Consider the following 18,924-nt stretch of genomic DNA (forward strand, 5'->3'; position numbering starts at 1 on the left):
GCGCGCTACAAGGTGCTGGTCGCCGCGAACGCGGTCAGCAAGCAGGACTACGACAACGCGGTCGCCACGCAGGGCCAGGCCGCGGCGGACGTCGCGGCCGGCAAGGCGGCGGTCGACACCGCGCAGATCAACCTCGGCTATACGGACGTCGTGTCGCCGATCAGCGGCCGCGTCGGCATCTCGCAAGTGACGCCGGGCGCATACGTGCAGGCGAGCCAGGCGACGCTGATGTCGACGGTGCAGCAGCTCGATCCGGTGTACGTCGACCTCACGCAGTCGAGCCTCGAAGGGCTGAAGCTGCGTCAGGACGTGCAGAGCGGCCGTCTGAAGACGAGCGGTCCGGGCGCGGCGAAGGTGTCGCTGATCCTGGAAGACGGCAAGACCTATTCGGAAGCCGGCAAGCTGCAGTTCTCGGACGTGACGGTCGACCAGACCACCGGCTCGGTGACGATCCGCGCGGTGTTCCCGAACCCGGGCAAGGTGCTGCTGCCGGGGATGTTCGTGCGTGCGCGGATCGAGGAAGGCGTGAACGAGAACGCGTTCCTGGTGCCGCAGATCGGCGTCACGCACGACCAGAAGGGGCAGGCGATCGCGATGGTGGTGAACGCCAGCAACAAGGTCGAGCCGCGTCCGCTGAAGACCACCGGCATGCAAGGCCAGAACTGGATCGTCGAAGGCGGTCTGCAGGCGGGCGATCACGTGATCGTGCAAGGCGTCGACAAGGTGCGCCCGGGCGCGACCGTGAAGACCGTTGCGGCCCAGCTTGCGCAGGCGCACGGCGCCGTCGCATCGAGTGCTCGTTAACAGGGGGCCTGCTTCATGGCAAAGTTTTTTATCGATCGCCCGATCTTCGCGTGGGTGATCGCGATCGTGCTGATGCTGGCCGGCGTCGCGTCGATCTTCACGCTGCCGATCGCGCAGTATCCGACGATCGCGCCGCCGGCCGTGCAGATCACCGCGAACTATCCGGGCGCTTCCGCGAAGACGGTGGAAGACACGGTGACGCAGGTGATCGAGCAGCAGATGAGCGGTCTCGACAACTTCCTGTACATGTCGTCGACGAGTGACGATTCGGGCAACGCAACGATCACGCTGACCTTCGCGCCGGGCACCAACGCCGACATCGCGCAGGTCCAGGTGCAGAACAAGCTGTCGCTCGCGACGCCGGTTCTGCCGCAGGTCGTGCAGCAGCTCGGCATGTCGGTGACGAAGTCGAGCAGCAGCTTCCTGCTGTGGATTGCGTTCAACTCCGAAGACGGCAGCATGTCGAAGGACGACCTGACGAACTACGTCGCGTCGCACGTCCTCGATTCGATCAGCCGCATCAACGGCGTCGGCCAGACACTGCTGCTCGGTTCGCAATATGCGATGCGCGTGTGGCTCGATGCGACGAAGCTGACGAACTACGGCCTCACGCCGTCCGACGTGACGGCCGCGATCAGCGCGCAGAACGTGCAGGTCGCGGGCGGCCAGATCGGCGGCACGCCGGCGAAACCGGGCACCGTGCTGCAGGCGACCATCACCGAGGCGACGCTGCTGCGCACCCCCGAGCAGTTCGGCAACATCCTGCTGAAGGTCAACCAGGACGGTTCGCAAGTGCGCGTCAAGGATGTCGCCAGGGTATCCCTGGGGACGGAAAACTATAACTTCGACACGAAGTACATGGGGCAACCCACGGCCGGGCTCGGCATCCAGCTCGCGACCGGCGCCAACGCGCTGGCGACCGTGAGTGCGATCCAGGCGAAGGTGGCCGAGCTGTCGCGATACTTCCCGCGCGGGCTGGTCGTCCACTATCCGTTTGATACGACGCCGTTCGTGCGCCTGTCGATCGAGGAAGTGGTCAAGACGCTGCTCGAAGGCATCGTGCTGGTGTTCCTCGTGATGTATCTGTTCCTGCAGAACCTGCGGGCGACGATCATCCCGACGATCGCGGTGCCGGTCGTGCTGCTCGGCACGTTCGCGATCATGGCAGCCGTCGGCTTCTCGATCAACACGCTGTCGATGTTCGGCCTCGTGCTCGCGATCGGCCTGCTGGTCGACGACGCGATCGTGGTGGTGGAGAACGTCGAGCGCGTGATGGTCGAGGAAGGCCTGTCGCCGAAGGAGGCGACCAGGAAGGCGATGGGCCAGATCACCGGCGCACTCGTCGGCGTGGCGCTCGTGCTGTCGGCGGTGTTCGTGCCGGTGGCGTTCTCCGGCGGCTCGGTCGGCGCGATCTATCGTCAGTTCTCGCTGACGGTCGTGTCGGCGATGGTGCTGTCGGTGCTGGCCGCGCTGATCCTGACGCCGGCACTGTGCGCGACGATCCTGAAGCCGATCCCGAAGGGCCACCACGAAGAGAAGAAGGGCTTCTTCGGCTGGTTCAACCGGACCTTCGACAAGAGCCGCGATCGGTACCACGTCGGCGTGCAACACGTGATCAAGCGCTCGGGCCGCTGGCTCATGATCTATCTCGCCGTGCTCGTCGCGGTCGGCCTGCTGTTCGTGCGTCTGCCGAAGTCGTTCCTGCCGGACGAAGACCAGGGCTACATGTTCGTGATCGTGCAGACGCCGTCCGGCTCGACGCAGGAAACGACCGGCAAGACGCTCGACAACATCAACGCGTACCTGACCACCGCGGAGAAGGACGTGGTCGACTCGGTGTTCACGATCAACGGCTTCAGCTTCGCGGGTCGCGGCCAGAACTCGGGTCTCGTGTTCGTGAAGCTGAAGGACTTCTCGGCGCGCCGGCGTTCGGACCAGAAGGTGCAGGCGCTGCTGCGAAGGACCGCCGCGCATTATGCGAAGTACAAGGATGCGATGGTGATTCCGTTCAACCCGCCGTCGATTCGGGAACTCGGCAACGCGTCCGGCTTCGACTTCGAGCTGACGGACAACGCCGGTCTTGGCCACGACGCGCTGATGGCGGCACGCAACCAGCTGCTCGGGATGGCGTCGAGGGACCCCCTGCTCGCGCTGGTGCGCCCGAATGGCCTGAACGACACGCCACAGTACAAGGTGGACATCGACCGCGAGAAGGCGGATGCGCTCGGCGTGACGCCGGATGCAATCGACCAGACGTTCTCGATCGCGTGGGCGTCGAAGTACGTGAACAACTTCCTCGACACCGACAGCCGGATCAAGAAGGTGTACGTGCAGGCCGACGCGCCGTTCCGGATGACGCCGGACGACCTGAACGTCTGGTACGTGCGCAACGGGTCGGGCGGGATGGTGCCGTTCAGTGCGTTCGCGACCGGCCGCTGGACCTACGGTTCGCCGAAGCTGGAGCGCTACAACGGCGTCTCGTCGTTCGAGATCCAGGGGCAGGCCGCGGAAGGCAAGTCGACCGGCCAGGCGATGGCCGCGATGGAAACGCTCGCGAAGAAGCTGCCGGAAGGCGTCGGCTATGCGTGGACGGGTCTGTCGTTCCAGGAAATCCAGTCGGGCTCGCAGGCGCCGATCCTGTACGCGATCTCGATCCTCGTCGTGTTCCTGTGTCTCGCGGCGCTGTATGAAAGCTGGTCGATTCCGTTCTCGGTGATCATGGTCGTGCCGCTCGGCGTGGTCGGCGCGTTGCTCGCGACGACGCTGCGCGGCCTCGAGAACGACGTGTTCTTCCAGGTTGGCCTGCTGACCACCGTGGGCTTGTCCGCGAAGAACGCGATCCTGATCGTCGAGTTCGCGCGCGAGCTACAGGTCGCGGAGAAGATGGGGCCGATCGAGGCCGCGCTGGAAGCGGCGCGCCTGCGGCTGCGTCCGATCATGATGACGTCGCTCGCGTTCATTCTCGGCGTGCTGCCGCTCGCGATCAGCAACGGCGCGGGTTCGGCCAGCCAGCACGCGATCGGCACGGGTGTGATCGGCGGGATGATCACCGCGACGTTCCTCGCGATTTTCATGATCCCGATGTTCTTCGTGAAGGTACGCCAGATCTTCAGCGGTGAGCAGGAAGATGCCGATCTCGCCCTGCGGCTCGCACAGGCGCATTCGCGTCACGAAGAGCGACCGCACGACGACGAAGACGCCGGCAACAACGGACAGTGATGATGCAAAAACACACTTTGAGTGCAAGTGCGATCGCATTTGCCACCGCGCTCTTCGCCACGGGCTGCACGATGGCGCCGCATTACCAGCGGCCGGCTGCGCCTGTTGCACAGGCGTTTCCGTCCGGCGGCGCGTACGCGACGCAGCCGACCGCGAAGGCCGGCGCGCGCAGCGCGAATGGCCAGGCGGCGACTGCCGTCGGCTGGCGCGAGTTCTTCGTCGATCCGCGCCTGCAGCGGCTGATCGAGATCGCGCTGAAAAACAATCGCGACCTGCGCGTATCGGTGCTGAACATCGAGGCGGCGCGCGCGCAGTACCAGATCACGCGCGCGGACTTGTTTCCGACGCTCGACGCGGTGGGCACCGGCAATCGCCAGCGGCTGCCGAACGCGCTGACGGCTGTCCCGGGACGCAACATCATGACGACCTACAACGTCGGGCCGCGGGCGTCATGGGAGCTCGACCTGTTCGGCCGGATCCAGAGCCTGAAGGAGCAGGCGCTCGCGCAATACCTCGCGACCGCGCAGGCCCGCAAGGCATCGGAGATCGCGCTGGTGTCGCAGGTGGCGGAGCAGTACCTGACGGTGCTGTCGACCGACGACCTGCTGAAGGTGACGGACGATACGCTGAGGACCGCACAGGCGTCGTACGACCTGACGAAGCTGAAGTTCGACAACGGCACGGGCTCCGAGCTCGACCTGCGCCAGGCGCAGACGATCGTCGAGACGGCGCTTGCGAACCGGCAGGCGCAGGCGCGCGCCCGCGCGCAGGCGGTGAACGCGCTGGTGCTGCTGATCGGCGAGCCGCTGCCGGGCGATCTGCCGGCCGGCATGCCGCTCGATGCGCAAGACTTCCTGACCGACATCCCGGCCGGGTTGCCGTCGGACCTGCTGACGCGCCGTCCGGACATCATGGAAGCGGAGCAGAACCTGCGCGCGGCCAACGCGAACATCGGCGCGGCGCGCGCGGCGTTCTTCCCGCGCATCTCGCTGACGGCCGCGTTCGGCACCGCGAGCCCGACGCTGGGCGGCCTGTTCAAGGCCGGCACGGCGGCGTGGTCGTTCGCGCCGAACATCGCGCTGCCGATCTTCGAGGGTGGCGCGAACCTTGCGAATCTCGATCTTGCGCACGTGCAGAAGCGCATCGAGATCGCGAACTACGAGAAGGCCATCCAGTCGGCGTTTCGCGAGGTGTCGGACGGGCTCGCCGCACGCGGCACGTACGACCAGCAGATCGCGGCGCTCGAGCGCGACGAGCACGCGCAGCAGCGTCGCTTCGATCTGTCCGACCTGCGCTACAGGAACGGCGTGGACAGCTACCTGACGGTGCTGACCGCGCAGACGGACCTGTACACGGCGCAGACGTCGCTGATCAGCGCACGTCTGGCGCGCTGGACGAACCTGGTCGATCTGTACCGCGCGCTCGGCGGCGGCTGGATCCAGCGCGCCGGCGAAGCGCCGCGCCCGGCCGACCAGCCGGTCGACGACGGCAAGGCGGCCGTACCGTTCGCATCGGCCACGGCGGCGCGCGCTAACTGACCGCGAGCATGACGAAAATGGTTCGCAAGACCAAGGAAGCGGCGCGCTTGACCCGGGAAGCCATTCTCGACGCGAGCGAGCGCCTTTTCGATGCATGCGGCTATGGCGCCGTGTCGCTCGAGGACATTGCCGAGGCGGCCGGAGTCACGCGCGGCGCGGTGTATTGGCACTTCAGGGACAAGAGCGATTTGCTGCTGGCGCTCTTTGTCCGGGTGCGGGAGTCGTTTCGCGACCAGTTGGCGGCACTTGCGCGGCGCGGCAGCCGGCGCGGGAGCATCCAGGCGTTCTGCCGCCTGTTGTTGTCGGGCGGCGCGCGCTGCGCCGAAGCGAAGGCGATCCGCCGACCCGGCGGCAAGCTGCTCCCGCACGACGAGATTTTCCTTGCCGAGCCGTTGACGGCGCATCTCGCGATCGAGCTGTTTCAGGAGATGCATGAGACGCTCGTCGCGATCCTGAACAAACCCGGCGACGCCGACGAAAACGGCGCGACAGTATCGGTGGGCGAAACCGAAACCGACGCCTATTTTCTCCAGGCATTGCTGGTGGGGCACGCGCGTCTGTGCGCATTTCATGCGGCGCCGCGCAAGATGGGCGACGCCACCGCGCAGATCGTCGGGCGCGGCATCGAAGCGGTCTGCACGCGCGCTCGCGCCGCGAATCGGGGCGGCGCGATGCCGATAGCCTGACCGCGGGCGGCGCGCCGGGCCGCCGACACGCAGGTCAGGCGACGATGGCGCGCCGCAGCCGCAGCACGGCATCCTGCATGTTGCCCGGCAGCGTCGCGCCAAAACCGATCACGAGCCCGGCCTCGCCGCCGCCGCGGTAGTGCGCAGACAGCGGCGGCGTCTGCAGTCCGAGCGCCGCCGCAGCTTTCCATACCGCGAGATCCGCGTCCGGTGCGGCCGCGCCACGCAGCTTCGCGACGAGATGCAGGCCGGCATCGGGCGCGTCTCCCCAATCGAGCACGTCCGCGCAATGGCATTCGAGCGCGGCCAGCAGCGCGTCCCGACGCTCCGCATAAAGCATCCGCATGCGGCGCAGGTGCGTCGCGAAATGCCCTTCGCCGATGAATTCCGCGAGCGTGACCTGCAACGGCGTCGGCGATTGCCGGTCAACCAGTGCGCGGGCGTGCGCAAAAGCCCCGGCGAGCCCCGGCGGGGCGATCAGGAAGCCGATCCTCAAGCCGGGCGCCAGGACCTTCGCGAACGTGCCGACGTAGATCACGCGATTCGCGGCCGATTGTCGGCCGAGCGCGCGCAGGGGGTGCAGCGGCCGCCCGGCGTAGCGGTAGTCGCCGTCGCAATCGTCCTCGACGATCCAGGCGTCCGTACGCTCGGCCCAGTCCAGCAGCGCGAGCCGGCGCCGCAGGCTCATCGTCACGCCGAGCGGGTACTGATGCGACGGCGTCACTACCGCGAGGCGCGCGTCCGCGGCCAGCCGTGCACCGGCCTCGACGTCGAGGCCCTCCGCGTCGACCGGCACCGGCACCGCACGTGCGCCCGCGCTTTCGACCGCACTGTGTCCCGCGACGAATCCCGGGTTCTCGATCCACACCGTGTCGCCCGCGTCGATCAGCAGGCGCGCGGCCAGCGCGATCGCGTGCTGCGAGCCGGACGTGATCACCACGTCGTCGGCATCGCACGGCAGGCCGCGCGTCACGCCCAGATGTTCGGCGATCGCCTCGCGCAGCGGGCGGTATCCGGCCGGATCGGCGTAGCCGAGCTGGTCGGCGGTCGGCCGGCTGCGCCAGAAACGGGCGGACAGGCGAGTCCACGTGTCGTACGGGAACGCATCGAACGCGGGGGTGCCCGGCGCGAGCAGGCCCGGCCCGCGCGGCACCGGCGTGACCGGCAGCCCGGCCAGGCGGCGGCCTCGCTCGGACAGCACCGGGTACGCATCGCCGCCCGCGGAGGTCACGGACAGCGGCGCCGTGGCGGCGGGCGGCGCCAGATCTTCCGGCAACACGTCCGGCACGTAGATGCCGGAGCCGCGCTGCCCGCGCGCATAGCCCTCCGCGATGAGCCTGTCGTACGCCAGCACGACGGTCTGCCTCGACACGCCCAGTTCGGCCGCGAACGATCGCGTCGACGGCAGGCGCGCGCCCGGACGCAGGTGACCGCGCAGCACCGCCTCGCGCAGGTGCCGGGCGATCTGCTCCTGAAACGGCAGCGCCGCGGCGGGATCGACAGCGAAAGCGCCCCAGACGGGTGGGGTGGCGCGTTTGCTCATGGCCTGAAAGTGGAGTGATCCGGTTTCCGAAAGTGGGCTTAGATAATAGTGCCACCTGTTGCTATCGTGCAAACCATGTCATTCCTTTACCGATTACGCGCATGACTCTCGAAGCGTCTTCCCTGCGCCGCGGCCTTGCGCTCGCGTCGCTCTATACAGGCGTATTCCTGCCGCCGCTGGATTACTTCATCGTCAATCTGGCGCTGCCTGCGATTCACGTCGGCCTGAAAGCCAGCGACGCGCAGATCCAGCTCACGGTCTCCGCCTACGCGCTCGCCTATGCCGTCGTCCTGATCACCGGCGGGCGCCTCGGCGATCTGTACGGACGCCGGCGAATCTTCATGATCGGCATGGCAGCCTTCGTCGTGGCATCGGCGCTGTGCGGCATGGCGACGAGCGGCGAGGTGCTGGTCGCGAGCCGCGTCGTGCAGGGCATCAGCGCGGCGCTGATCACGCCGCAGGTCCTCGCGTCGATCCGCACCGTCTTTCCGGTGCAGATGCAGCCGCGCCTGATGGGCCTCTACGGGTTCGTGTTCGGGCTCGCGTCGGTGGCAGGGCAGGTCGGCGGCGGCGCGCTGATCGATCTGCATCCCTGGGGACTCGACTGGCGCGTGGTATTTCTCGTGAACGTGCCGATCGGCATGCTCGCGCTGGCGGGAACCTGGCGATATCTGCCCGAGAGCCGCGCGGAGCGCGGCGCGCGCATCGACGTCCCGGGCATGGTCGCGCTGACCGTTGCGCTGATGCTGCTGATCTATCCGCTGACCGTCGGCCGCGAACTGCACTGGCCCGCATGGACGTTCTGGAGTCTCGGCCTGTGCATACCGGCGTTCGTTGCGTTCATCGGGATCGAGCGTCGGGTTGCGCGGCAGGCGCGCGATCCGCTCGTCGATGTGGCAGTGTTGAGCCAGCCGGTCGTGGCAATCGGCTTGCTGCTCGCGTTCCTCTTCTACAGCATCGCGGCGTTCTTTCTCACCTATGGCATCTACCTGCAGGAGGGGCTCGGCTGGACCCCGCTGCAATCGGGCCTCGGCCTCGCTCCCTACGGTGCCGGCTATCTGCTCGGGCCGCTCGCGACGCCATGGCTCGCCCGCCGCATCGGCGAGGGCCTGATGCCGCTCGGGTTCGGTTGCCTCGCCGGCGGCTTCGGGCTCTGCGCACTGCAACTGGGCCACGGCGCGCCGGAACTGCCGTTTTATATCGGTATCCTGATTGCCGGGACTGGACAAGGGCTGGCGCTGCCGTCGCTGCAGCGGATCGTGCTGGCGGACGTAGATGCGCGCCATGCCGGCATGACCGCCGGCGCGATCGTCGCGATGCTCTATATCGGCGCCGCTTTCGCGGCCGCCTGCATCGGCGGTGCGTTCTTCGGCGCGCTCGGCGAGGGTAGCGGCGCGGCAGCGCATGCGCACGCGATGCGCATCGGCCTCGAATGGATGCTCGTGCCGCTCGTCGCGGGGTTCCTGGTCAGCGTCTGGATGGTGCAGCGTCGCGATCGGACGACGAGCGCCGTGCGCGGCATTTGATCCGGGGCGCGGGGCGCATTTGCCCGCGTGCGGCACGGGGCGCTCACATCGTGTCCGCGACGCGATCCTTGCTGCCATACGAAGCGGCGATGACGCGCAGCGCCTGTTTCGCGCGCTCGTCCAGCGAGCCGCTGTGCAACATGACGTCGGAACTCGGCAGCGGCGGCAATCCGAACCGGGCGCCGACCTCGACGGATCCGGCCGGCGCCGCGGGCCGGGCCAGCGCTGCGACGGCCAGGCCCGCGGACACGGCGGCCGCGACCGTATTCACGCCCCCACCCACGAAGACCTCCAGCCAGGGAATGTCCGCGTCGTCGAGCGCCCGCGACGCCATCGCACGCACCCTGCACGTGGCGGGCAACGACGCAACACGCAGCGGCGTTCCCGGCTCGTAATGCAAGCTCGGCGCGGCGTACCAGCCGATCTGTTCGTTGGCGATCACGCAGCCGTCGTCGCGTCCCTCGACGCGCCGGACGATCGCGGCGTCGAGATTGCGGCCATCGAGCTCGGCGAGCAGCCGGCGGGAATTGTCGACGCGCACTTCGATCGTGAGTCCGGGATCGAACACATGAAGCATCGACAGCAATGCCGTCAATTCCGTGCCCACGAGATTGTGGCTCACGCCGAGCATCAGACGCGCGGGCGGCAGCGCCAGCCCACGCAGCGCGCGGTCATGCGCGGCGACGAATTCGCGCGCGGATTCGACGAATGCATTCCCTTCCCGCGACAGTCTCACGCTGCGCGGTGTGCGATCGAGCAACCGGTATCCCAGGCGTTCCTCGAGGCGTTTCAATTTCACGCTGACCACGCCCTGTGTCGTATCGAGAAAATCTGCCGCCTTTGTAAAGCTTTCCAATTCGGCAACCAGCAGAAATGCACGAACAGCATCGACGTCGAGTGTAGCCATGGTCAATCATCCAGAATTGTTGTGATTGAAATAATCATTTCGATATTCAACACATACTCGGGGAACTCCATAATTCTGTCAACTCGCCACACGTGAATAGCGATTCAGAACGGATATTATTGAGAGGGCCACATGAATAACTCCATCTGCGCCGGCATCCGACCGGTTTTATCGCAACCGGGCCTCTTTCGCACCGGGTAAGCCGCCGGCGCGGGTTTGCGCCGGGCATGCCATGCGCACGCCGGCAGCCATAGCGAAGCTGGTCCGGCGACAGGGCGCAGACCGATCTTCCTTCCGGGATCCAGCAATCGAGATCGCGTGATTCACACTGTTCCGGCACTTTGCCAGGACGGCGGGGCGCGCTTTTTGATTACATTCGTTTTTGACGAATTGCATTCAAAAAGCTTTCGAATTGCACTTGCCACTCCATCGAATATTCATGGGGGTGGATTGGTGTGGCCAGAATTTCGCCAAATTACGCATCGGATGGATTTAATCGATCAATAAGCCAGCCGGAATGTATTGCCGGATTTTTGAGAATGCGACGTAACGCGATCCGACTACTTCGGTTCGATAGCCTATTGATCAATTTGCAATACCAATGATTAGCGAGGAAGCCATGAACGAGCAATACGATCCCACCGTGTTCGTCTCCCATCCGGCACGCCTGCGGTGTGAACTGCCGGCCGATCGCGACGAGATGTGCTTCGTCGCCGAATCGCGGGATGCGATCCGCCGCATTCTGGATGGAGACGACGACCGGCTTCTCGTGATCGTTGGCCCCTGCTCGGTGCACGAGCGCACCGCTGCGCTGGACTATGCGGCGCGCCTGTCCGAGGTTCGGCGCACGCTGCATCGCGACCTGGAAATCGTGATGCGCGTCTATTTCGAGAAGCCGAGAACCTGTCTCGGCTGGAAAGGCCTGATCAACGATCCGCATCTGGACGAATCGCACGACATTGATGCAGGGCTGCGGATCGCGCGCCAGCTGATGCTGGACGTCACGTCGCTGCGTTTGCCGGTTGCCACCGAGTTCCTCGACGTCCTGAGCCAGCACTATCTTGCGGACCTCGTATCGTGGGGCGCGATCGGCGCCCGCACGACCGAATCGCAGATCCACCGTGAAATGGCGTCCGGGCTGGCCTGCCCGATCGGATTCAAGAACGGCACCGACGGCGGCCTGAAGGTTGCGATCGACGCGATCCGTTCGGCACGCAGCCGCCATCGTTTTCTCGGCGTCGATGGCGATGGCCGCTTCGTCAGGCAGTCGACGGACGGAAATAGCCACGGCCATCTGGTCCTGCGCGGCGGCAAGGTCCCCAACTACGACGCGCAGAGCGTGGCTGCTGCCTGCGAGTTGCTGGTGGCGCACGGGCTCGCGCCCCGCGTCGTCATAGACGCGAGCCACGGCAACAGCGGCAAGCAGCACGAGAACCAGTTGCCCGTGTGCGCATCGATTGCCGCGCGCGTCGCGGCCGGCGACACCGGTGTCGCTGGCGTGATGATCGAGTCGAACCTCGTCGCCGGCAGCCAGTCGCTCGGCGACAGCGCCGGGCTCGTCTACGGCCAGAGTGTGACCGATGCCTGCATCGGCTGGGACGACACGGTCACGACGCTCGAGCGGCTCGCTGCCGCGACCCGCGCTCGCCGGCGTCCGTCCGACGGCGAGTGCGCCGATCTGGCGCCCCTCTCTTCGACCGCATGATCGATGGTCACCGTCCGTCGCGTCGCTCGGCCGCCGGGCCGGATACGCGCCCGCGGTGCGGCACAACCCGACACACTCTCTTTTCGCTCCATGGACAACCTCACGCACGCACCCCATGAACGCGAGGTCGACCGGCATCGCCGGTCGATCAACGCGATCGACCAGGAATTGCTCCGGTTGCTCAATCGCCGCAGCGAGCATGCGCAACAGATCGGCTTGTCGAAGCGGTGCGCGGGGCTCGCGATTCTGCAGCCGTTGCGAGAGCAACGGATTCTCGACGAACTCAAGCAGCTCAACCCGGGGCCGCTGCGGCCTGCGCAGGTCGAACGGATCTGGGGAGAGATATTCTCCGCATCGAGGAGCCTGCAGCAGGCCGCACCGATTGCCTTCCTCGGGCCCAGCGGGACGTATAGCGAAGACGCGGTGATCCGGTTTTTCGGCGACACGGCCTTGCGCATCGGCTGCGCGACGCTCGGTGACGCATTCGACGCGGTTGCGTCGGGTGCGGCACCCAGCGCAGTCGTGCCGTTCGAGAATTCCGCACACGGCTGCATCGCGGACACGCTCGACCTGCTCGCCCGCACCGGCGTGCCCGCCAGCGGGGAAGTTGTCCTGCCGATCGTGCACTGTCTTCTGTCGCATGCGCGGGATCTGAGCGCGGTGGACTGCGTGCTCGGGCATGCGCAGGCGCTCGCGCAATGCAGGAACTGGCTCGATCGCCACTTGCCCGGCGTCGAGCGACGCGCTGTCTCGAGCAACGCCGCGGCGGCGAAGGCGGCCAGCGAAAACGCCACGTACGCAGCACTCGCCGGCGAGCGCGCCGGGCAGCTATACGGCGTTGCGGTGCTGCAGCGCGCCGTTCAGGACCAGCCGTCGAATCGCACACGGTTCCTGATCATCGGCGACGCGCCGCGCGTCGAGGCGAGCAACGGCAAAACGCTGATACGGGCCGAGATCGAGCATCACGCCGGCAGCCTCGCCCGCTTGCTCGCCCCGCTGCAAGCCCACGGCGTCTCGATCGATTTCCTTGAAACGCGCCCGCTCGGCAACGATGCATGGACGTATTGCTTCTATCTCGAGCTTGCGGGCTTTCCACACGAGGCGCCGGTCGCGGCAGCGCTGGCGGAGATGACGCGACAGGCGTCGGCGGTTGCGGTGCTCGGCTCGTATGGGCGCTCGACCGCGTGCGCGGCACCCGCCGCACCGCTCCCCACCGACCCTGCCAGGGAGCGCGCGCAATGAACTGGCCCGCTGACCATGCAATGCATCGCATCAAGCGGATCTTTGCATCGCTGGACGACCGCCTGATCGTGCTGCTTCGCTGCACGCCACACGTGCTCGCGCGTCGCGACACGGTGAAGTGCCTGCACACGCTGCGCACCGCTTACGAGGACGACCTGGAAATCGTACCGTTTCTCGCGGCGAGTTGCCGGCGCACGTTGCCGGAGGCCGTCGAACGAACGCTCGGCCGCCGGGTGCGCCGCACCGGCTTCTCGCTGGCCGTCGAGCACGACGCCATGAGCGGGTCCGGCTTGCCGACCGCGTGGTGGCTGTGGGACGGCCGCGCGCCGCTGCGAATCCCGTCCGATGCGCCGCTCGTCGCGACGCTGTGTCCGCCTGCTCCCCTGCCGGAACTCGGCTGGGCACTGCCGCTCGCCGAAGGCGATTGCCTGACGGAACGCCTGGCCGCGCTCGACGACGGCGCGCTGCCGGCCGGCGGCCGGCGCGTGCTGGTCGACCTGCGCGCACACGGTGCGAGCGGCGTCGGCATGCTCCGGCATACCCGGCTGGCGGCCGAAACGATCGGCTCGCATCGCGACCTGCTGGGCGGCGCGGTGCTCGATCTGCGCGAATTGGTCGACCTGCGCATGCCGGCCCCGCCCTCATCGCGCGACGCGTGCATCCATCTCGATACTACGAAGGCGCTGCTCGACGAACTGGCGAACGTCGTTACGCACTGCCGCATCGCGACCTACACACGCGCAGGCCGATCGCTATGGCGGCGCTTGTAGTCCCCGGAGGCGGACAGGCGGACACAGATGATCCCGCTGCCGCTCCCTTTCACCTCTCGATTCACGTCTCTATCAAGGATTCGACAACATGACGACGACCAAGGCAAGGGTGAAATTCGATTCGCTCGATCCGCTGCTGCTTGCCCGCGAACTGTCGGACGACGAAAACACGTATCGCACGCGGGTGCGTGCGTTCGCGACCGACGTACTGATGCCGCGCGTGCGCAACGCGTTCCGGCATGAGCATGAGGACCGCGCGATCTTCCGCGAAATGGGCGCGCACGGCCTGTTTGGCTGCATGGTGCCCGAGCAGTACGGCGGCGAAGCGCGCAATGCCGTCTGCTACGGCATTGCCTCGCACGAAATCGAACGCGTGGATTCGGGCTACCGGTCGCTGCTGACGATCCAGGCATCGCTCGTCATCTTCCCGATTCTGCATTTCGGTTCCGACGCCCAGCGGGAGCGGTATCTGCCGAAACTCGTATCCGGCGAATGGGTCGGCTGCTTCGGGATGACCGAGGCGAACCTCGGTTCCGATCCCGGTGCGATGCAGACGCGCGCGGTCAAGGTGCCGGGTGGCTATCGCCTGAGCGGCGAGAAGAACTGGATTACAAACGCACCGATCGCGGATGTGCTGATCGTCTGGGCGAAGGCGGAGGACGGCAGCGTGCTCGGATTTATCGTCGAACGAAATGCCGTTGGGCTGTCGACGCCCGTCATCGAAGGCAAGATGGCACTGCGCGCGTCGACGACAGGCAAGATCGTGCTGGACGACGTTATGATCCCCGATGCACAGGTGCTGCCCGGAGTGAAGCGCTTGTCCGATCTCTTCAGCTGCTTGAATTCCGCACGCTATGGGATCTCCTGGGGCGCACTTGGCGCCGCAGCTGCCTGCTACGAGACCGCGCGCGATTACACGCTCGCCCGCAGCCAGTTCGGCAGGCCGCTCGCCGCCAACCAACTGATCCAGAAGAAGTTCGCCGACATGTTGACCGAAATCTCGCTCGGGATGCTCGGCTGCCTTCGTTTCGGCCGAATGACCGACGACGGCATCGCGAGCGTCGAACTGACGTCGATCCTGAAGCGCAACTCGTGCGGCAAGGCGCTGGACATCGCCCGCGTCGCGCGCGACATGCTCGGCGGCAACGGCATATCCGACGAGTACTGCGTGATCCGTCACTTGCTCAATCTCGAAGTCGTGAATACGTACGAGGGCACGCATGACATCCACGCGCTCGTGCTGGGCAAGGCGATCACCGGCCTGAGCGCATTCGCGAACTGAGCGTCTCGATCCATCCCGACTGGAGATCAACATGCACCCCATGCAAGCGCTGCTCGTCGTCGCCGAACGGATCGGTCGGGTTGCCCATCTGCAACTCAACCGGCCGACGAAGGCGAACGTACTCAACACGGAATTGATGGCGGCCCTGTCTGCTCACCTGACGCACCTCGATGGCGATGATGAAGTCAGCGTGATCGTCATCTCGGGGCATCCGAAGTTCTTCGCCGCCGGCGCGGATGTTGCCGCGATGGTCGAGCTCGACGCCGCGGACGTGGTGCGCGAACGCTTTCTCACCGGCGCGTGGGAATGCGTCGGGCGCGTACGCAAACCGGTCGTCGCCGCGGTGACGGGCTATGCGACCGGAGGCGGGTGCGAACTCGTCCAGGCCTGCGACGCCATCATCGCGGGCGAGTCGGCTCGCTTCGGACAGCCGGAACTGGCTCTCGGCACAATTCCCGGGCTCGGCGGCACGCAACGCCTGCCGCGCTGGATCGGCAGAATGCGCGCGCTGGATTGGTGCCTGCGCGCCCGCATCGTCACGGCACGGGAAGCGCACGACGCCGGCCTCGTCACGCAGGTGGTCGCGGACGAGAACGTCGTCCCGCACGCGATCGCGTACGCCCAGGAGGTGGCGGCCCATTCGCTTCCGGCACTGATCCTGCTGAAGGAAGCGATCAACCGCACGGCCGAGATGCCCTTGTCGGCCGGCCTCGATTTCGAAAAACGCCTGTTCTACTCGACCTTCGCGTTCGAGGACAGGCGAGAAGGCATGGCCGCGTTTCTCGCGAAGCGAGCGCCCGTGTTCCGGCATGCGTGACGCACACGCCATTTCATTTTCACGAGGAGCAGGTCGAGCATCATGACGAAACGCTATTTCACTCAGCAGATCGTCGTCCGCTATTCGGACATCGATTACATGGGGCACGTCAGCAACGCAGTCTATTACCAGTACCTGCAGGACGCGTACGTGAAGTTCATGTACGGGTTGCTCGACGCACCGTTCAGCGAACGCATCTCGCAAATCACCGTGAAGACGGTATGCGAGTACGTCGATCAGGTGCGGCTCGGCGAGGTGCTGAATCTGCGCGCAAGCGTCGTCCGGTTCGGCACGCGGAGTTTCGACATCGAGTATCTGCTGGCGCGCCGGGACAACGACGAGCATGTGGTCGCACGCGGCCTGTCGACCCACGTCACGTTCGATTACGCAAACAACGTATCGATTCCGCTGCCGGGCGACCTGAAGGCGGGCGTGCTCGCCTATCAGGGCAGCCTGTAATCGCAGCCGTCGATTCGGCCGACCTGACTGGCGGTACGCCGGTGTGCGTCCGCCAGACGGTCGGCCGCCGTGCCACGCCGGCTCGATCCCGATCGCTGACGCAGCGTTTCGGAATCGGGCCGCCTTACCGACAAGGCCTGAACATGGCTCACGCTTCCCGGCCGCACGACGGCCTAGCCGCCGCGAACGCGGTGGCGCCGAATCACCCTGGTGTGCCCGGGACGGACCGCGAAAGCGGCCGCCGGTTCTGTCTCGTCGGCCTGATGGGCACCGGCAAGACGACGGTGGGACGGCATTTGGCAGAGCGCCTGTCGATCGACTTCGTCGACGCCGACGCCCTGCTCGAAGCGCGGCTGGGCTACCCGATCCGGGAATGCTTCGCGCGCGACGGTGAACAGGTCTTCCGCGCCCGGGAGTCGGAGGTGATCGAGGAAATCGCCGGCAGGCCCGATGTCGTGCTTTCGACCGGCGGCGGCGCCGTGCTCTGCGCACGCACCCGCTCGACGCTGAAGCGCCGCTTCACGGTCGTGCATCTGACCGCCACCGTCGACGAAATCCACGCCAGAACGCGGCACGACCAATCCCGCCCGCTGCTGCAGACCGACGATCCGGTTGCTACGCTTCAAAGTTTGATACAGCAGCGGCATCCGCTCTACGAAGCCTGTGCTGATCTCACGGTCGACACGACCCACCGCTCCGTCGCAGCAATTGTGACGCATCTGGCCCGCGTGCTGATGCCGGTCGACGTACGTCGCGCGCTTTCGAACCCTTCGCGCTGAAGCACCGTCCAGTTGACGTTCTATCGGTAGGTGCTGGATTGTTACCCAGTTATGTGAGAACGCCAACAATTGGTATTGCCTGTCTTTTGCGCAGCGAGACAGGACGGGAGACGAAAGCGCTACTAAGAAACGGGTTTCAAAAAGACTGTTTTGGGTAGCTAACTTTCACGGCGAGCTGTTAACCTCTGGTAGACGACGAGTACACCTTCAGCGCGGGCGACGGCTACAGGAAGCGCACCGATGGTGGACGTTGATCGACGACGAACAGCAGTCGACCGTGAGTCTTGAGCTCGGAGATGAGGGCTCGCAGCTTGACCTCGTCGTTGGGTAGCGACTTGTTGTACAGGCGATTGCCTTTGGACCAGCGGCGGACATCATCACGGCCGACTCGGAAGAATTCAAGAAATTTTCCAAGTACCGTTATCCGGCTATGTCATCGGATACAACTGGCTCACAGTTGGAGAATCCGCGGATCCGGAAGTATGTCTGCGACATCTTGGAAGGTAGAGAGCGAGCTTTCAAGGAGCGGGCCAAACGCCTGCGAGTTACGATCTAGCCACGGTAGATCGTGCATGGCACGGGTTTCGGGTGAATTTCCGTTTGCCTATATTCGAGCCCATGATGTCGCGAGTAGCACGGCTTTCTTTACAATGAAGCGTCATAACCAAGCCGTCATCACACTGGCACGTCGACGCTGCGACGTCCTGTTCGCCGTGCTGCGCGACGTCGCTATTGACAACCAAAATCAGCCCCTAACAGGCTCACGGTATCCGTTCAATGGAATCACGACGCAAGACAGTGCGCGTTGTCGCGCCCGCAGGTGTGCCCGATCCGCAAGGAATCGAGCGCGGCATCGCGCTCGTCGAAAGCTGGGGCTTCAAGGTCACGACGAGCGCACATCTCGGCAGCCGGTACCGCTATTTCGCCGGTATCGCCGAGGAGCGCGCGGACGATCTGCGGTGCGCGTTGATGGATCCGTCAATCGATATTGTCTGGCTCGCGCGAGGGGGATTCGGTTGCGCGCATCTGCTCGAGCACCTGCCCGACGAGATCGCGACGCCGAAGACGATCGTCGGTTTTTCCGACGCGACGTCGCTATTCTGCGCGCTTGCAGACCGGCCCGGCGTGCGTTTGTTGCACGGTCCGACATTCCACAGCCTGGCGACCAAGGTCGACGACGCGACGCGTGCCGACATACGCGCCGTGCTGACCGGCGGCAAACGCGCCCCGCTGAGCCTGCGGCATTTGTCCGGCGCCGCTGGTGCGGTGCGGGGACGTCTGTGCGGCGGCAACGTGACGGTGCTCGCGAGCGTCGCGGGTACACGCTGGTCGCTTCGCTCACGCGACGCGATCGTACTGCTGGAGGACGTGACGGAATTCGGCTACCGGCTCGACCGCAGCCTGACGCAACTGCGTCTGAGCGGCGCGTTCGACGGGGCCCGCGCGTTCGTGCTCGGGCAATTCACGCGCTGCCCGATCCCGGACGGCGCGGATTTCACGCTCGAGCAGATGCTTGTCGACGTGCTGGGCGGCTCCGGCCTGCCGATCTACTCGGGTCTGCCGATCGGACATGAACACCGCAACATCACTTGGCAATACGGCCACCAGGCTGCCATCGAGAACAGCGCGATCCGGTTCGTCGCGTAG

Annotated in this window: 14 protein-coding genes and 2 pseudogenes; 13 read left to right on the forward strand and 3 right to left on the reverse strand. The window is 65.9% G+C overall.

The features are described 5' to 3' along the window. The 4 genes and pseudogenes from A9Z05_RS07215 to A9Z05_RS38305 form a co-directional block, all read left to right on the forward strand. Window positions 1-798, forward strand: a pseudogene (locus A9Z05_RS07215) (efflux RND transporter periplasmic adaptor subunit); the annotation flags it as partial. Between the two features lie 21 nt (window positions 799-819). Next, window positions 820-4,023 (forward strand): efflux RND transporter permease subunit, encoded by a 3,204-nt coding sequence (locus tag A9Z05_RS07220; protein ID WP_069617495.1) that lies wholly within the window; start codon window positions 820-822, stop codon window positions 4,021-4,023. Beyond that, window positions 4,023-5,561: an efflux transporter outer membrane subunit gene (locus tag A9Z05_RS07225; RefSeq protein WP_069617496.1), complete on the forward strand. Its 1,539-nt coding sequence runs from the start codon at window positions 4,023-4,025 to the stop codon at window positions 5,559-5,561. The genes A9Z05_RS07220 and A9Z05_RS07225 overlap by 1 nt, the downstream gene beginning before the upstream one ends. 8 nt (window positions 5,562-5,569) lie before the next feature. Further along, entirely contained in the window at window positions 5,570-6,247 is a 678-nt protein-coding gene (locus A9Z05_RS38305; protein WP_371090710.1) for a TetR family transcriptional regulator, read from the forward strand. Between the two features lie 34 nt (window positions 6,248-6,281). Here A9Z05_RS38305 and A9Z05_RS07235 read toward each other — a convergent pair whose 3' ends face one another. Further along, window positions 6,282-7,790: a PLP-dependent aminotransferase family protein gene (locus A9Z05_RS07235; RefSeq protein WP_069617498.1), complete on the reverse strand. Its 1,509-nt coding sequence runs from the start codon at window positions 7,788-7,790 to the stop codon at window positions 6,282-6,284. A gap of 14 nt (window positions 7,791-7,804) precedes the next feature. Between A9Z05_RS07235 and A9Z05_RS07240 the strand changes: the two genes are divergently transcribed. Continuing rightward, window positions 7,805-9,316: an MFS transporter gene (locus A9Z05_RS07240; protein ID WP_124504659.1), complete on the forward strand. Its 1,512-nt coding sequence runs from the start codon at window positions 7,805-7,807 to the stop codon at window positions 9,314-9,316. Window positions 9,317-9,359: 43 nt separating this feature from the next. Here the strand turns inward: A9Z05_RS07240 and A9Z05_RS07245 are convergent, their stop codons facing one another. Beyond that, entirely contained in the window at window positions 9,360-10,223 is an 864-nt protein-coding gene (locus A9Z05_RS07245) for a LysR family transcriptional regulator (protein WP_069617500.1), read from the reverse strand. A gap of 619 nt (window positions 10,224-10,842) precedes the next feature. On the opposite strand from A9Z05_RS07245, the gene A9Z05_RS07250 reads away from it, so the two are divergent. The 7 genes from A9Z05_RS07250 (at window position 10,843) to A9Z05_RS07280 (ending at window position 17,277) form a co-directional block, all read left to right on the forward strand. Further along, window positions 10,843-11,928: a 3-deoxy-7-phosphoheptulonate synthase gene (locus tag A9Z05_RS07250; RefSeq protein ID WP_069617501.1), complete on the forward strand. Its 1,086-nt coding sequence runs from the start codon at window positions 10,843-10,845 to the stop codon at window positions 11,926-11,928. 3 nt (window positions 11,929-11,931) lie between these two features. Further along, window positions 11,932-13,170: a bifunctional chorismate mutase/prephenate dehydratase gene (locus A9Z05_RS07255; protein ID WP_084044155.1), complete on the forward strand. Its 1,239-nt coding sequence runs from the start codon at window positions 11,932-11,934 to the stop codon at window positions 13,168-13,170. Then, window positions 13,167-13,940 carry a hypothetical protein gene (locus A9Z05_RS07260; RefSeq protein ID WP_124504656.1) on the forward strand — a complete coding sequence of 258 codons (774 nt, stop codon included), beginning with the start codon at window positions 13,167-13,169 and terminating at the stop codon, window positions 13,938-13,940. Before A9Z05_RS07255 ends, A9Z05_RS07260 begins: the two co-directional genes overlap by 4 nt. Window positions 13,941-14,028: 88 nt before the next feature. Continuing rightward, window positions 14,029-15,222, forward strand: coding sequence for an acyl-CoA dehydrogenase family protein (locus A9Z05_RS07265; RefSeq protein ID WP_069617504.1), 1,194 nt, complete (start codon window positions 14,029-14,031; stop codon window positions 15,220-15,222). Between the two features lie 40 nt (window positions 15,223-15,262). Beyond that, window positions 15,263-16,039, forward strand: coding sequence for an enoyl-CoA hydratase-related protein (locus tag A9Z05_RS07270; protein ID WP_069617505.1), 777 nt, complete (start codon window positions 15,263-15,265; stop codon window positions 16,037-16,039). A gap of 42 nt (window positions 16,040-16,081) precedes the next feature. Then, window positions 16,082-16,498 (forward strand): thioesterase family protein, encoded by a 417-nt coding sequence (locus tag A9Z05_RS07275; RefSeq protein WP_069617506.1) that lies wholly within the window; start codon window positions 16,082-16,084, stop codon window positions 16,496-16,498. A gap of 143 nt (window positions 16,499-16,641) precedes the next feature. Continuing rightward, entirely contained in the window at window positions 16,642-17,277 is a 636-nt protein-coding gene (locus A9Z05_RS07280) for a shikimate kinase (protein WP_084044156.1), read from the forward strand. Window positions 17,278-17,465: 188 nt separating this feature from the next. Here the strand turns inward: A9Z05_RS07280 and A9Z05_RS36000 are convergent. Continuing rightward, window positions 17,466-17,632: pseudogene (locus A9Z05_RS36000) on the reverse strand (transposase); the annotation flags it as partial. A gap of 422 nt (window positions 17,633-18,054) precedes the next feature. Between A9Z05_RS36000 and A9Z05_RS07285 the strand changes: the two are divergent. After that, window positions 18,055-18,924, forward strand: a complete 870-nt coding sequence (locus A9Z05_RS07285; RefSeq protein WP_069617507.1) for an LD-carboxypeptidase — start codon at window positions 18,055-18,057, stop codon at window positions 18,922-18,924.

Source organism: Burkholderia sp. A2 (assembly GCF_001729305.1).
Lineage (GTDB): Bacteria > Pseudomonadota > Gammaproteobacteria > Burkholderiales > Burkholderiaceae > Burkholderia > Burkholderia sola.

Bases quoted from the DNA above. Each gene is read 5' to 3' on its own strand.
- A9Z05_RS07245 (WP_069617500.1), bottom strand. From the start codon at position 10,223: ATGGCTACACTCGACGTCGATGCTGTTCGTGCATTTCTGCTGGTTGCC.
- A9Z05_RS07220 (WP_069617495.1), top strand. From the start codon at position 820: ATGGCAAAGTTTTTTATCGATCGCCCGATCTTCGCGTGGGTGATCGCG.
- A9Z05_RS07260 (WP_124504656.1), top strand. From the start codon at position 13,167: ATGAACTGGCCCGCTGACCATGCAATGCATCGCATCAAGCGGATCTTT.
- A9Z05_RS07285 (WP_069617507.1), top strand. From the start codon at position 18,055: ATGGAATCACGACGCAAGACAGTGCGCGTTGTCGCGCCCGCAGGTGTG.
- A9Z05_RS07265 (WP_069617504.1), top strand. From the start codon at position 14,029: ATGACGACGACCAAGGCAAGGGTGAAATTCGATTCGCTCGATCCGCTG.
- A9Z05_RS07255 (WP_084044155.1), top strand. From the start codon at position 11,932: ATGGTCACCGTCCGTCGCGTCGCTCGGCCGCCGGGCCGGATACGCGCC.
- A9Z05_RS07235 (WP_069617498.1), bottom strand. From the start codon at position 7,790: ATGAGCAAACGCGCCACCCCACCCGTCTGGGGCGCTTTCGCTGTCGAT.
- A9Z05_RS07270 (WP_069617505.1), top strand. From the start codon at position 15,263: ATGCAAGCGCTGCTCGTCGTCGCCGAACGGATCGGTCGGGTTGCCCAT.
- A9Z05_RS07275 (WP_069617506.1), top strand. From the start codon at position 16,082: ATGACGAAACGCTATTTCACTCAGCAGATCGTCGTCCGCTATTCGGAC.
- A9Z05_RS07250 (WP_069617501.1), top strand. From the start codon at position 10,843: ATGAACGAGCAATACGATCCCACCGTGTTCGTCTCCCATCCGGCACGC.
- A9Z05_RS07280 (WP_084044156.1), top strand. From the start codon at position 16,642: ATGGCTCACGCTTCCCGGCCGCACGACGGCCTAGCCGCCGCGAACGCG.
- A9Z05_RS07225 (WP_069617496.1), top strand. From the start codon at position 4,023: ATGATGCAAAAACACACTTTGAGTGCAAGTGCGATCGCATTTGCCACC.
- A9Z05_RS38305 (WP_371090710.1), top strand. From the start codon at position 5,570: ATGACGAAAATGGTTCGCAAGACCAAGGAAGCGGCGCGCTTGACCCGG.